This window comes from Bariatricus sp. TF06-38A (assembly GCF_027690675.1).
GTDB classification, from domain to species: Bacteria; Bacillota; Clostridia; order Lachnospirales; family Lachnospiraceae; genus Allocoprococcus; species Allocoprococcus comes.
The window spans coordinates 91,209-104,510 of the sequence record NZ_JAQFCE010000003.1; the positions used below are offsets into that span (position 1 = coordinate 91,209).

Annotated in this window: 11 protein-coding genes; all 11 read left to right on the forward strand. The window is 44.7% G+C overall.

Going from position 1 to position 13,302, the window contains the following annotated elements; genetic code table 11:
- Nucleotides 1–4 precede the first annotated feature (4 nt).
- The gene (locus PG418_RS04250; protein WP_498837105.1) at nucleotides 5–1,084 is read left to right on the forward strand and encodes a M24 family metallopeptidase; all 1,080 of its coding nucleotides are present in this window, start codon (nucleotides 5–7) and stop codon (nucleotides 1,082–1,084) included.
- A gap of 577 nt (nucleotides 1,085–1,661) precedes the next feature.
- Nucleotides 1,662–2,900: an amidohydrolase family protein gene (locus PG418_RS04255; protein WP_195255095.1), complete on the forward strand. Its 1,239-nt coding sequence runs from the start codon at nucleotides 1,662–1,664 to the stop codon at nucleotides 2,898–2,900.
- Between the two features lie 178 nt (nucleotides 2,901–3,078).
- Nucleotides 3,079–4,515: an acyl-CoA carboxylase subunit beta gene (locus PG418_RS04260; protein ID WP_022219913.1), complete on the forward strand. Its 1,437-nt coding sequence runs from the start codon at nucleotides 3,079–3,081 to the stop codon at nucleotides 4,513–4,515.
- A 14-nt stretch (nucleotides 4,516–4,529) separates the two neighbouring features.
- The gene (locus PG418_RS04265) at nucleotides 4,530–5,309 is read left to right on the forward strand and encodes an OadG family transporter subunit (RefSeq protein WP_498837106.1); all 780 of its coding nucleotides are present in this window, start codon (nucleotides 4,530–4,532) and stop codon (nucleotides 5,307–5,309) included.
- Between the two features lie 27 nt (nucleotides 5,310–5,336).
- Entirely contained in the window at nucleotides 5,337–5,702 is a 366-nt protein-coding gene (locus PG418_RS04270) for a biotin/lipoyl-containing protein (RefSeq protein ID WP_008369209.1), read from the forward strand.
- Nucleotides 5,703–5,738: 36 nt separating this feature from the next.
- A complete protein-coding gene (locus tag PG418_RS04275) occupies nucleotides 5,739–6,890 on the forward strand; it encodes a sodium ion-translocating decarboxylase subunit beta (RefSeq protein ID WP_008369207.1) in 1,152 nt (383 codons plus the stop codon).
- Nucleotides 6,891–7,072: 182 nt separating this feature from the next.
- On the forward strand, nucleotides 7,073–8,482 hold the full coding sequence (locus PG418_RS04280) for an oxaloacetate decarboxylase subunit alpha (protein ID WP_055155903.1): 1,410 nt from the start codon (nucleotides 7,073–7,075) through the stop codon (nucleotides 8,480–8,482).
- Nucleotides 8,483–8,665: 183 nt separating this feature from the next.
- Nucleotides 8,666–9,565, forward strand: a complete 900-nt coding sequence (locus tag PG418_RS04285) for a MurR/RpiR family transcriptional regulator (RefSeq protein WP_008369203.1) — start codon at nucleotides 8,666–8,668, stop codon at nucleotides 9,563–9,565.
- Entirely contained in the window at nucleotides 9,562–10,794 is a 1,233-nt protein-coding gene (locus tag PG418_RS04290; protein ID WP_211133452.1) for a BaiN/RdsA family NAD(P)/FAD-dependent oxidoreductase, read from the forward strand. The genes PG418_RS04285 and PG418_RS04290 overlap by 4 nt, the downstream gene beginning before the upstream one ends.
- A gap of 79 nt (nucleotides 10,795–10,873) precedes the next feature.
- Entirely contained in the window at nucleotides 10,874–11,530 is a 657-nt protein-coding gene (cmk, locus tag PG418_RS04295; RefSeq protein ID WP_195509398.1) for a (d)CMP kinase, read from the forward strand.
- Between the two features lie 285 nt (nucleotides 11,531–11,815).
- Nucleotides 11,816–13,237 (forward strand): sugar transferase, encoded by a 1,422-nt coding sequence (locus PG418_RS04300; RefSeq protein ID WP_498837107.1) that lies wholly within the window; start codon nucleotides 11,816–11,818, stop codon nucleotides 13,235–13,237.
- The last annotated feature ends 65 nt before the right edge of the window (nucleotides 13,238–13,302 follow it).

Here is a 13,302-nt window from a genome sequence, read left to right on the forward strand (position 1 = left end):
AACAATGAATACACGCATACAGAAAATTGTAGATGCTGTAAAGAAAAATGGTCATGACGGAATTGTGATCAGCAAAGGCAGCGACATCAAGTATCTGACCGGCTTTACCGGAGAATATGGAGTTGCAGTCCTGCTTTTGACAGAAAAGAAAAACTATTTTGTAACCGACGGACGGTTTGAATTCCAGGCCGCACAGGAAACAGAAGGATTTGAAGTTGTTGTCTACGGTGAAGGACTGAATTACTTCAGCCAGACCGGTAAATTGGCGGCAGAAGCAGGGGTAAAACAGTGTGCAATCTGTGGAGCAGATCTTACGTTTGATGATTATCAGGATCTGGTAAGTCAGGCGCCTGATACCAAATTCGTTTCCGAAGGGTCTTATGTAGAACCTTTACGTGCGGTCAAGACACCGGAAGAAATCGAGACGATCGAACAGGCATGCCGGATTTCAGAGAGATCTTTCTATGCACTGCTTGATGTGATCAAACCGGGCGTTACAGAGATCGATATTGCAAATGAACTGGAATATCAGTTCAGAAGCCGTGGCGGCTCTGGATTCTGCTTCGAGACGATCGTAGCCTCTGGTCCGGATAACGGAGCAAACTGTCATGCGACAGCATCCGATAGAAAAATCCAGCTTGGTGATTTTGTGACGATTGATTTCGGGACTTATTATCACGGATACTGCTCGGATATTACCCGTACTGTTGCAGTAGGGAAAGCCAAAAATCCGGAGCTTTACAAGATGTTTGACGTAGTCAGAAAAGCAAAGGATGCTGGTCAGAACAGCCTGAAACCGGGAATGGTTATGGGCGAGCTCAGAGATATCATCGTGAAGGTAGTAGAAGATGCAGGCTATCATATTCCACACGGTCCGGGACACAACTTCGGACTGGATATTCATGAACAGCCGTATATCTGTACCGGCAGTAAAGTGACCCTTCAGCCGGGAATGGTTCATACGATCGAACCTGGAATTTACATTCCGGGAATCGGTGGCGTCCGTCAGGAAGATGATTTCCTGATCACAGAAGATGGATACCGCAGAATTACAAATATTACAGATGCTCTGATCACACTGTAATAAAAATGTTGTCATCCTAAAAAAGTATAAAGAATTGAGGAAATCCTTATCTGGTGGTTTGCCGGATAAGGGTTTTCTTTTTTTGCGGGGACGGTCTGCGAGGGGGAGGTAGTGGGGCAGATTTAGAAAAATATGGGGGTGAAGTCCATTGTGCAAAACATTGCGATGAGCCTCTGAAAGCGAAAATTGTGTCAGCAGAGGCTTCCACAATTTTTGAGTCTCATCTCCATTGCACAATAAGTGCCTTCACCCCTATATTTTTTTAAATCTGCCGCTGTAATCTTTGGACGCAGACCTGGGAATCGCAAAAATTTAATATTGATTGTTAAACGATGTTGTGAGTAAAATGAAAAGTGCAAGTGTATCCGTATAAAGTTTTGGACGTAAAACGGATTAAAAAATGCAAAATATTTAACAGATTCTGTGGAAAACGGTTGCGCCATTTAGGAAAAACAAGTATAATACACTTCAAAATGGTTGCACTTTAAAATATTAAAGAATGAATGCGACGAGAGAGGAGCAGCATGAAAGGGCTGCGTGTATTTGAAAAATAAAGGAATAAAAGAGGGACCAAGGGATGATTATCAGTACGAAATATCTGATTACAGGAGATGGAAAGACCGTTCTTACGGATAAGGCAGTCTATATTGGAGAGGACGGCAAGATCGGAAAAATCGCACCAAAAGAAGAGCTGCTGAAAGAATTTCCGCAGGAGGAAGTTAAGGAATATGGTGATGCGACACTTCTTCCGGGACTTATGGATATGCATGCGCATCTTGCATACGGCTATTCCCAGCCGGACAGCTTTAATTATGGGGCACAGCTGATCATGTTATATGCGTTGCAGCATGCGCAGGCTGCATTTGAAAGAGGAATCACCACGGTGCGGGATATGTCTTCAGCACATGGTGTATGCAAGAATCTGAAACTGGCAGAAAAGAAGGGGTTTATCGTGATCCCGAGAATCGTGCATACGGATACCGGAATCTGCATGACGGGCGGACATGCCTGGGATGAAGTCGAGGAAGCGGACGGTCCGTGGGCAATCCGTAAAGAAATCCGTAAGCAGGTTCGCGATGGTGCGGAATGGGTGAAGATCCTGACCACCAACCGCGAATCGTATCCGGAGCTTACCCAGGAAGAACTGGATGCGGCGGTGGATGAATGCCACAGAAGAGGAATCAAGTGTGGCGTGCATGCCGGAACCAATCCGGGGATCCAGATGTGCATTGATGCCGGATTTGACACGATCGAACATGGAACCTTTATGACGCTGGATCATGCAAAGCAGATGGCAGAAAAAGGTATTGCCTGGACACCGACTATCATGGCATATACTTATCTCTATGAACTGTGCAAGGAAAATATCGAGAAGAATGGCGATGCACCGGTCAGTGATCCGGTCATGCAAAAAGAGATGGAAAATTATGAATTCTTTGAACCGGCATACAAAGCGTACCGGGATCATTTTAAAGAATTTTATGATACGGGTGTGACGGTTCTTGCCGGCACCGATATGGTGATGTATCATTCTCCGCTCTTACCGCTTCCGAGAGAACTGCAATATATGGTGGAATACGGAATTACACCGGTGCAGGCAGTACAGGTGGCAACTTCCAATCCGGCAAAGGTTCTGGGTGTGGAAAAAGAACGCGGACTTGTTGCCGAAGGACTGGATGCAGATCTTCTGGTAGTTGGCGGTGACTTAAGCAAGGATATCACCAGATTAAAAGATGTAAAATTTGTTACACTTGGCGGAAAAAGAGTCTTTGAAGACGGCATCCGTTATGTCGGAACAGGGAATATGTTTATGTAAAAAAAAGGCTTCTGCGTTGCAGAGGCTTTTTTACACGTGAAAATTACTTGTCGAAAATTTAACAAAATAAGAGAAAACTTATCAAAAACAGTTGCGTATTGCATAGAAAGCAAGTATAATATACACGGCAGAAAATTTGATTTAATTATTAAATTTATAAAAATGGAGGGCTAGATTTATGAGCAACACAACATCATCAAACCCGGCGAGCTTAAGAATTGCCAATTTGCTCGATGAGGGAAGCTTTGTTGAAATCGGTGGACAGGTAACTGCAAGAGCAACAGATTTCAACATGCAGGAGAAAAAAGCTCCGACAGATGGCGTCATCACAGGTTACGGTGTAATCGATGGAAACCTGGTATATGTATACAGCCAGGACGCATCTGTACTGAACGGAACCATCGGTGAGATGCACGCAAAGAAGATTGCGAACATTTATGATATGGCAATGAAGATGGGCGCACCGGTGATCGGTCTGATTGACTGCGCAGGACTTCGTCTTCAGGAAGCAACTGACGCACTGAACGCATTCGGAAGCTTCTATTACAAACAGGCTATGGCTTCTGGCGTAATTCCGCAGATCACAGCAGTATTTGGCAATTGCGGTGGTGGACTGGCAGCGGCAGCAGCACTTTCTGATTTTACATTCATGGCAGAGAACGGAAAATTATTCGTAAACTCTCCGAACACCATTCCGGGCAACACCGCGGACAAATGCGATACAGCAAGCGCAAAATTCCAGAGTGAAGAATCCGGAATCGTTGACGGCGTAGGAAGCGAAGAAGAAATTCTTGGCGAGATCCGCTCACTCGTAGCAATTCTTCCTGCTAACAACGAAGACAACGATGCATATGATGAATGCACAGATGATCTGAACAGAGTATGTGCAGATCTTGAGAATGCAGCAGAAGATGCAGCACTTGCTCTTTCTATGATCTCTGACAATGGTGTATTCATTGAGACAAAGAAAGCTTATGCAAAAGATATGGTAACAGGATTCATCCGCCTGAACGGAATGACAGTAGGTGCTGTTGCCAACCGCTCAAAAGTATACGATGAAGAAGGCAACACAGCAGAAGAATTCGACGGCACACTCTCAGCAATGGGATGCAAGAAAGCAGCAGCTTTCGTTAAATTCTGTGATGCATTCGGAATTCCGGTACTCACACTTACAAATGTAAAGGGACTCAAGGCAACTGCATGCTCAGAAAAGAACCTTGCAAGAGAGATGGCAGCTCTCACTTATGCATTTGCAGATGCAACTGTACCAAAAGTCAATGTGATCACAGGTAAAGCATTCGGAAGCGCATATGTGACAATGAACAGCAAAGCAATCGGAGCAGACATGGTATACGCATGGCCGGAAGCTGAGATCGGGATGATGGCAGCAGACATGGCTGCGAAGATCATGTACACAGATGCAGATGCAGATACATTAAAAGCAAAGACAGAAGAATACAAAGCACTTCAGTCAAGCCCGCTTTCCGCAGCTGGAAGAGGATATGTAGATACCATCATCGAACCGGCAGATACCAGAAAATATGTGATCGGTGCATTTGAGATGTTATTTACAAAAAGGGAAGAAAGACCATCCAAAAAACACGGAACAATTTAGCGAGGTGAAGCAAAGTGAAGAAAAAGATTAGTTTAGTAGTCGCAGTTCTGGTACTTGTGCTCGGCCTTGCAGGCTGCGGGAATGCCAAGACCGTCAGCTATGACAAAGATACACTGATCCAGTCTTGTGATGCTGTTTTTGATATCATTGAGAGCGGATCCATCACAAGCGACCAGATCACAGAGATGTCAGACTGGAATCAGGGATATCTGATGGCACAGTTTGAAAACCAGACCGGTGTGCAGATGGAAGCAGACACTTTTGCAACTGCACTGGAAGGATGGAAAGCATCCCTGGAAGAATGCGGCGATTATGAAAGCCATAAAGACTATGAATTCGAGGCATCTTCTACAGGTGTTACGGTAACTGCACCGGCAACATTTTCTGACAGAAGTGCAGACCTGGAATTCGTATTCGATGAGAATATGACTCTGGAATCATTTACAGTCAATGCTCATTACGGCATGAGCGAAATCCTTGAAAAAGCGGGACTTAACACATTACTTGGTATGGGAACTGTATTCGTAATGCTTATTTTCATGAGCTTTATCATTTCCCTGATCAAATACGTTCCTGCATTACTTAACGGTACATCCAAAAAGAAAAAAGAAGAAGCTCCGAAGGCAGCACCGGCTCCGGCAGTGTCAGCAGCTGTAGAAGAGGCAGAAGAAATGGATGATACCGAACTTGTTGCAGTTATCGCAGCAGCGATCGCAGCAGCAGAAGGAACTACTACAGACGGATTTGTAGTACGTTCTATCAAGAGAAGAAAATCAAACAAATGGAATGCATAGTGCGAATAGAATCAGGAGGATTTAAAGATGAAAAACTATACAATCACAGTTAACGGCAACGTATATGATGTTACAGTAGAAGAAAACGGAAACGGAGCAGCTGCAGCACCAGTAGCAGCACCAAAGGCAGCTCCGAAAGCAGCACCGAAGGCAGCTCCAAAAGCAGCAGCCGGAGCTGGAAGCATCAAGGTAGAAGCAGGTGCAGCCGGAAAAGTATTTAAGATCGAAGCAAGCGTAGGACAGAAAGTATCCCGCGGTGATGCAGTTCTTATCGTAGAAGCAATGAAGATGGAAATTCCTGTTGTAGCTCCGGAAGACGGAACAGTTGCAAGTATCGATGTAGCAGTAGGTGATGCAGTAGAAGCAGGACAGACACTGGCTACATTGAACTAAGGAGCAACATCCTTTTGAAAAACAGGAGGTTATAACATGGAATATATCACTAACACACTGGGAAACCTCGTGCAGCAGACTGCGTTCCTCAACCTGACTTGGGGTAACTACATTATGATCGCAGTTGCATGTTTTTTCCTTTATCTTGCAATCAAGCATGGGTTTGAACCGCTTCTGCTTGTACCGATTGCATTTGGTATGCTCCTGGTAAATATTTACCCGGATATCATGCTTCATGCAGAAGATTCGGCTAACGGAACGGGCGGACTTTTGTATTACTTCTTCCAGCTGGATGAGTGGTCTATTCTCCCGTCACTTATTTTCATGGGTGTCGGTGCGATGACTGACTTCGGACCGCTCATTGCCAACCCGGCGAGCTTCCTCCTCGGTGCGGCAGCACAGTTTGGTATTTTCGCAGCTTATCTTGGTGCGATGGCTCTTGGTTTCTCTGATAAGGCAGCAGCTGCTATCTCCATCATCGGTGGAGCAGACGGACCGACATCCATCTTCCTTGCAGGTAAGCTCCAGCAGACGGCTCTGATGGGACCGATCGCCGTGGCGGCGTACTCGTACATGTCACTGGTTCCGATCATCCAGCCGCCGATTATGAAGCTTCTCACAACAGAGAAGGAAAGAAAGATTAAAATGGGACAGCTTCGTCCGGTTACACAGCTTGAGAAAATTCTGTTCCCGATCATCGTAACCATCGTTGTATGTATGATTCTTCCGACAACAGCTCCTCTGGTAGGTATGCTGATGCTTGGTAACCTGTTCAAAGAATCCGGTGTTGTAAGACAGCTGACAGAGACCGCATCCAACGCAATGATGTACATCGTAGTTATCCTGCTTGGTACATCTGTAGGTGCTACTACAAGTGCAGAGGCATTCTTAAATGTCAGCACACTTAAGATCGTACTACTTGGTCTGATCGCATTCGCATTCGGTACCGCAGCAGGTGTCCTGTTTGGAAAACTGATGTGCGTAGCCACACATGGCAAGGTAAATCCGCTGATTGGTTCAGCCGGAGTATCTGCCGTACCTATGGCAGCCCGTGTATCTCAGAAAGTAGGAGCGGAAGCAGATCCGACCAACTTCCTTCTGATGCATGCAATGGGACCGAACGTAGCCGGAGTTATCGGAACAGCCGTAGCAGCCGGAACATTTATGGCTATTTTCGGAGTAATGTAGCAACAGGAAGCGATTTGCTTGCTTGCAAGGGCAAATCGCGGTTGCTGTTGAAATGTCAGACTGTGCCATCAGGCACAGAAGGAAACCGTCAGGTTTCCTTAGCGCTGCGAGCAGCGCGTATCTGACAGTGAGATAACAATCCTGGAGCTTAATAAACCTTATAATAATTGGAGGAAGATATAATGGCAGCAATTGAAAAGAAACCGATTAAGATTACGGAAACAGTTCTGCGTGATGCGCATCAGTCCCTGATCGCAACAAGACTTACCACAGAACAGATGCTTCCGATCGTAGATAAAATGGACAAAGTCGGATATCATTCCGTAGAGTGCTGGGGCGGAGCTACATTTGATGCATCCCTTCGTTTCCTGCATGAAGATCCATGGTCAAGACTTCGTAAATTCCGTGACGGATTCAAGAACACCAAACTTCAGATGCTCTTCCGTGGACAGAACATCCTTGGATACCGTCCATACGCAGATGATGTAGTAGAATACTTCGTTAAAAAATCTGTTGCAAACGGAATCGATATCATTCGTATTTTTGACTGTCTGAATGACCTTAGAAACCTTCAGACAGCAGTAAAAGCAGCTAACGCTGAGAAAGCAGAAGCACAGATTGCGCTTTCTTACACACTTGGAGATGCTTACACCTTGGATTACTGGGTAGACATCGCAAAGAGAATCGAAGATATGGGTGCAAACTCTATCTGTATCAAAGATATGGCAGGTCTTCTTCTTCCGTACAAGGCAACAGAACTTGTCGGAGCATTAAAAGAAGCTGTTGATATCCCGATCCAGCTGCATACACATTACACATCAGGTGTTGCTTCAATGACATACTTAAAAGCAGTTGAAGCCGGTGTAGACGTGATCGATACCGCTATTTCACCGTTCGCACTTGGAACTTCTCAGCCGGCAACAGAAGTTATGGTTGAGACATTCAAGGGAACACCTTATGATACAGGATTTGACCAGAATCTTCTGGCTGAGATCGCTGATTACTTCCGTCCGATCCGTGACGAAGCACTTGACAGCGGACTTCTCAATCCGAAGAACCTTGGTGTTAACATCAAGACTCTTCTGTACCAGGTACCGGGTGGAATGCTTTCCAACCTTACTTCACAGCTCAAAGAGCAGGGAGCAGAAGACAAGTTCTACGACGTACTTGAAGAAGTACCGAGAGTTCGTAAAGACCTTGGTGAACCACCGCTGGTTACTCCGTCATCACAGATCGTTGGTACACAGGCAGTATTCAATGTCCTGATGGGCGAACGCTACAAGATGGCAACAAAAGAGACGAAAGACATCCTGAGCGGAAAATACGGTGCAACTGTTAAACCGTTCAACCCGGATGTTGTTAAGAAAGTACTCGGAGACAATCCGGAAGTTATCACATGCCGTCCGGCAGATCTGATCCCGGATGAACTCGGAACTCTTGAAAAAGAGATGGAACAGTACAAAGAGCAGGATGAAGACGTACTCAGCTACGCACTCTTCCCGCAGGTAGCTACAGACTTCTTCAAATACCGCGAGGCACAGGAGAAGAAAGTAGATGCTACAATTGCAAAAGACGGAAGTTATCCGGTATAATAACGACGAACTGACGAAAGCTGTTACAGACAGTATTTTGTGAGCAAAACGTAACCTCAGGAGCCATAAAATTCGAGTTGAATTTTATGGCTCTTTTGCTTATAATAAAAAGGGTTGTGACCTTATTTATAATAGAAGTAAATGATTTTATAAAAAGGCACGTTTCTTATTTGGAGGCAAATTGTGAGCACAAAAAATGAGTTACTGATTAGAATTGATGAGAGATATCCGAAGTTCAGCAAGGGACAGAAGCGGCTTGCGGATTACATCAAAGAAAATTATGATAAAGCAGCCTTCCTGACGGCTGCAAAGATGGGAGAGGCAGTCGGTGTCAGCGAATCAACGGTTGTCCGTTTCGCAACACAGCTTGGATATAAAGGCTATCCCGAATTCCAGAAAGCACTGGGAGAACTGGTGCGTACCAAGCTGAATTCTATCCAGCGTATGGAAGTGACCTACGGACGGATCGACCGGAGCGAGATCCTGGCGACGGTTCTGCAGTCTGATATCGAGAAGATCAAGCAGACATTGGAATCTGTGGACAATCATGCATTTGAGCTGGCGGTGGATACGATCCTTGCGGCAAAAAAGGTTTATGTGATCGGAATCCGAAGCTGTGCACCGCTGGCAAAATTCCTGACTTTTTATCTGAATCTGATCTGTGAGGATGTGGTAGAGGTCGATACCAACAGTTCCAGCGAGATTTTTGAGCAGCTGATCCGGATCGGGGAAGAAGATGTGATCATCGGGATCAGTTTTCCGCGATATTCCATGCGTACTTTAAAAGCACTGGAATTTGCCAGCAACCGGAAAGCAAAGGTAATAACCTTGACCGACAGTGTGAATTCACCGATGAATCTCTATTCTTCCTGCAATCTGATCGCCAAGAGTGATATGGCATCTATCGTAGATTCCCTGGTTGCACCGCTCAGTGTGATCAATGCACTGGTGGTTGCACTCTGTATGAAGAAGCAGGATGATGTCATCGAGACACTGGAGACACTGGAGGACATCTGGGACGAATATCAGGTTTATTCCAGAGATGAGCTGGAGCCTGTAGAAGATGAGGTAAGGATCAAATGAGTAAAGTACTGATCGTAGGGGGCGGAGCTGCCGGTATGTTCGCATCGATTTTTGCGGCGAAAAATGGCAATGAAGTCCACGTATTTGAGAAAAATGAAAAACTTGGAAAAAAGCTTTTCATCACGGGAAAAGGCAGATGCAATGTCACCAATGCCTGTGACGTGGATGAACTTTTCCAGAATATGGTATCCAATGAGAAATTCATGTACAGCAGTTTTTACGGATTTACCAACCAGGATGTGATGGATTTCTTTGAAAATGCAGGATTGCGTCTGAAGACAGAGCGTGGCAACCGTGTATTTCCGCAGTCGGATCATTCTTCAGATGTTATTCGCACGCTGGAGATGGAAATGAAGCGAAATGGAGTACACATCCATCTTTATTCCAATGTAGAAAAGGTTGTGGCAGAGGATGGAAGATTTTCCTATCTTGTCATGGCAGATGGAAGCAAAGAAGAAGGGGATGCCTGCATTATCGCCACCGGTGGTGTCAGCTATCAGACAACAGGTTCCACCGGAGATGGCTATCGCTTTGCAGAAGCGATGGGACACAAGATCACCGAACCTGCACCTTCCCTGGTTCCGATGAATGTCAGAGAAGAGTACATTCCGGCACTGATGGGGCTTTCCCTCCGGAATGTCCAGGCAACGGTCTATGACGGAAAGAAAGAGCTGTACAGTGATTTCGGAGAAATGTTATTCACCCACTTTGGAGTAAGCGGACCACTGATCATCAGTGCGAGTGCCTATGTAGGTAAAATCCTGCAGAAAAAGCATGAGTTAAAGCTGGTCATCGACCTGAAGCCGGCACTTTCCGAAGAGCAGCTGGATGCGAGAGTGCTGCGGGAATTTGATGCAAACCATAATAAACAGTTTAAAAATGCAGTCACCGGACTGTTTCCGGCAAAATTACTTCCGGTCATGATCCACTTAAGTGGCATTGATCCGGAGAAGAAGGTCAATGTGATCACAAAAGAAGAGCGGATGAATTTCGTCCATCTGATCAAGCATTTTACTGTGACATTGACCGGGCTTCGAGATTTCAAAGAGGCAATTATTACACGGGGCGGCGTAAAAGTCAAAGAAGTCAATCCGTCTACGATGGAGTCAAAGCTGGTACAGGGACTGTATTTTGCAGGGGAAGTGCTGGATTTGGATGCACTGACCGGTGGATTCAATCTGCAGATCGCATGGTCGACTGCATATGCGGCAGGAAGTAATATCTGGTAGTTTTTGGATTATAGATATCGCACAGCAATCCAGAGATGGCGTAAACAGGAAAATGTGAGTGAAACAGGGAGGATATAAAATGGGATATAATATCGCAATTGACGGACCGGCAGGTGCCGGAAAGAGCACGATCGCAAAACTGGTTGCAAAGGAACTGGGATTCATCTATGTAGATACCGGGGCAATGTACCGCGGACTTGCCGTACATTTTCTGAAAAAAGGGATCGTACCGGGAGAAGTAGAGAAGATTGAGGCAGCATGCGAGGATGTAAAGGTAGAGCTTGGTTATGAAAATGGTGTGCAGCAAGTCTATTTGAATGGAGAAAACATCACTTCACAGCTTCGTGAGGAAGCGGTTGGAAATATGGCATCCGTAAGCTCGGCAGTACCGGCAGTCCGTGCAAAGCTTCTGGATCTGCAGAGGAATCTTGCAAAAGAAAAAGATGTCGTTATGGACGGAAGAGATATCGGAACCAATGTACTTCCGAATGCGGACGTTAAAGTGTATCTGACTGCAAGTGTAGAATGCCGCGCAATGCGCCGGTTCAAAGAACTGGAAGGAAAAGGAGAAGCCTGTGATTTTGAACAGATCAGGCAGGATATCCAGGAAAGAGACGAGCGCGATATGACAAGAGAGATCGCACCGCTTAAGCAGGCCGAAGATGCAACGCTGATCGACAGCTCTGAGATGGGAATTGACGATGTGGTGAAGGCAATTATTGCACTGACAAAGTAGAAAATCTGTCAGAAATCAGATTGCAGCAGCAAAAAAAGGTGATTGTTGTATGGAAAGGGTAAAAATCTATAATTGAAAATACAATAATCGATAAATAATTAAAAAGTCATTAGTTTTTAGGAAAAAAAGTACACAAAACTAATGACTTTTTTTGTGCGGAAAGTCGATAAAATGTCGAAAAAGAGAATTGTACATGGAGATTGCTTTACCTTTTATACGAAATATGTTATAAATATTGGAAAAGAAAAATTACGCAAGTAATGTTTAAGAGGGTTGGGTTCACTTATGTACAGAAAGAAAACTTCCAGTTGGTTAAAACACTGGGATTTTATTTTGTTAGATTTAATATTGTTGGAATTATCTTATTTACTTGCTCACTGGTTATATCATGGGACTGCATATTACAGAGAAGCACCGCTTTACCGGAATGTGTTTTTTGCGATAGCGGCGATCGATCTGGTTGTGGGACTGATGATGGGAAGTTACAAGGGCATCTTAAGAAGAGGGTACTGGTTGGAGACTAAGGCAGTCGCAAAGCACGCAATCATCGTGACCGTGTGTGTGATTGCTTATTTGTTTGCAATGAAAGAGTCGAGCAATTACTCACGAGTTGTTATATTTGCATTCCCAATCATATCGATCTGCGTATTATATATAGGAAGGATTTTGTTGAAAAAATGGCTTTCCAAGCACAGAGGCCCTGCATCAGGGAAAAGAGCGATCCTTCTGATCGGTGGAAAAAAGAATTATAGAGAAATTGTGGAGGCATTTACCAGCAATCCCTACAGTGAGTTTCATGTAATGGGAATTGGAATTATTGATGCAAAAGAAAATGAAATTCCAAATTATCATGGATTCCCGGTATTTTGTGGAGAGAGTGCGATTGAAGATTTTGCACAGTTGAACTGGGTGGATGAAGCACTTTTCAGCATTCCGACAGAGCTTGCGCTTCCGGATAAAATGATCAAAAATTTCGGTATCATGGGAATTACCATACATATCAAGCTGGCAAGAGTTGCGGATGATTCTTCCAATCAGATTGTGGAAAAGCTGGAAGGATATACGGTGCTTTCGACCAGCATCAATATGGTAAGCGCCGGTCAGCTGATCTTCAAAAGGACGATGGATATCTGCGGAGGACTGGTTGGAATGCTACTGACAGGTATCATTTTTATCTTTGTAGCACCAATCATTTATATTAAGTCACCGGGACCGATTTTCTTCAAACAGGTGCGAATCGGAAAAAATGGCAAAAAATTCAACATTTACAAATTCCGAAGCATGTATATGGATGCAGAAGAGCGGAAGAAAGAGCTGATGGCGCAGAACGATATCAAAGATGGTATGATGTTCAAGATGGATAATGATCCACGTATCATCAAGGGAATCGGTAATTTTATCCGTGATTACTCTCTGGATGAATTCCCACAGTTCTGGAATGTACTCATAGGTGACATGAGCCTTGTGGGAACTAGACCGCCAACAGTGGACGAGTGGGAGAAATACGAGATGCATCACCGCTCCAGACTGGCATTCAAGCCGGGACTTACCGGTATGTGGCAAGTCAGCGGAAGAAGTAATATCACAGACTTTGAAGAAGTTGTAAGACTGGATACCGAGTATATTAAAAAGTGGAGTCCGGGGTTGGATATTATGATTCTGTTTAAGATCGTGGCTGTTGTGCTGGGGAAGGTTGGATCGAAGTAGGATTGTTGTAAAAGGTCAATAAAAAGCATACGAAATGCTGAAAAGGCTACTTCTTTTGAGTATGT

Excerpts from the sequence above, each read along its gene's own strand:
- PG418_RS04250 (WP_498837105.1), top strand. The coding sequence starts at position 5 with ATGAATACACGCATACAGAAAATTGTAGATGCTGTAAAGAAAAATGGT.
- PG418_RS04255 (WP_195255095.1), top strand. The coding sequence starts at position 1,662 with ATGATTATCAGTACGAAATATCTGATTACAGGAGATGGAAAGACCGTT.
- PG418_RS04260 (WP_022219913.1), top strand. The coding sequence starts at position 3,079 with ATGAGCAACACAACATCATCAAACCCGGCGAGCTTAAGAATTGCCAAT.
- PG418_RS04270 (WP_008369209.1), top strand. The coding sequence starts at position 5,337 with ATGAAAAACTATACAATCACAGTTAACGGCAACGTATATGATGTTACA.
- PG418_RS04275 (WP_008369207.1), top strand. The coding sequence starts at position 5,739 with ATGGAATATATCACTAACACACTGGGAAACCTCGTGCAGCAGACTGCG.
- PG418_RS04280 (WP_055155903.1), top strand. The coding sequence starts at position 7,073 with ATGGCAGCAATTGAAAAGAAACCGATTAAGATTACGGAAACAGTTCTG.
- PG418_RS04290 (WP_211133452.1), top strand. The coding sequence starts at position 9,562 with ATGAGTAAAGTACTGATCGTAGGGGGCGGAGCTGCCGGTATGTTCGCA.
- cmk (WP_195509398.1), top strand. The coding sequence starts at position 10,874 with ATGGGATATAATATCGCAATTGACGGACCGGCAGGTGCCGGAAAGAGC.
- PG418_RS04300 (WP_498837107.1), top strand. The coding sequence starts at position 11,816 with ATGTACAGAAAGAAAACTTCCAGTTGGTTAAAACACTGGGATTTTATT.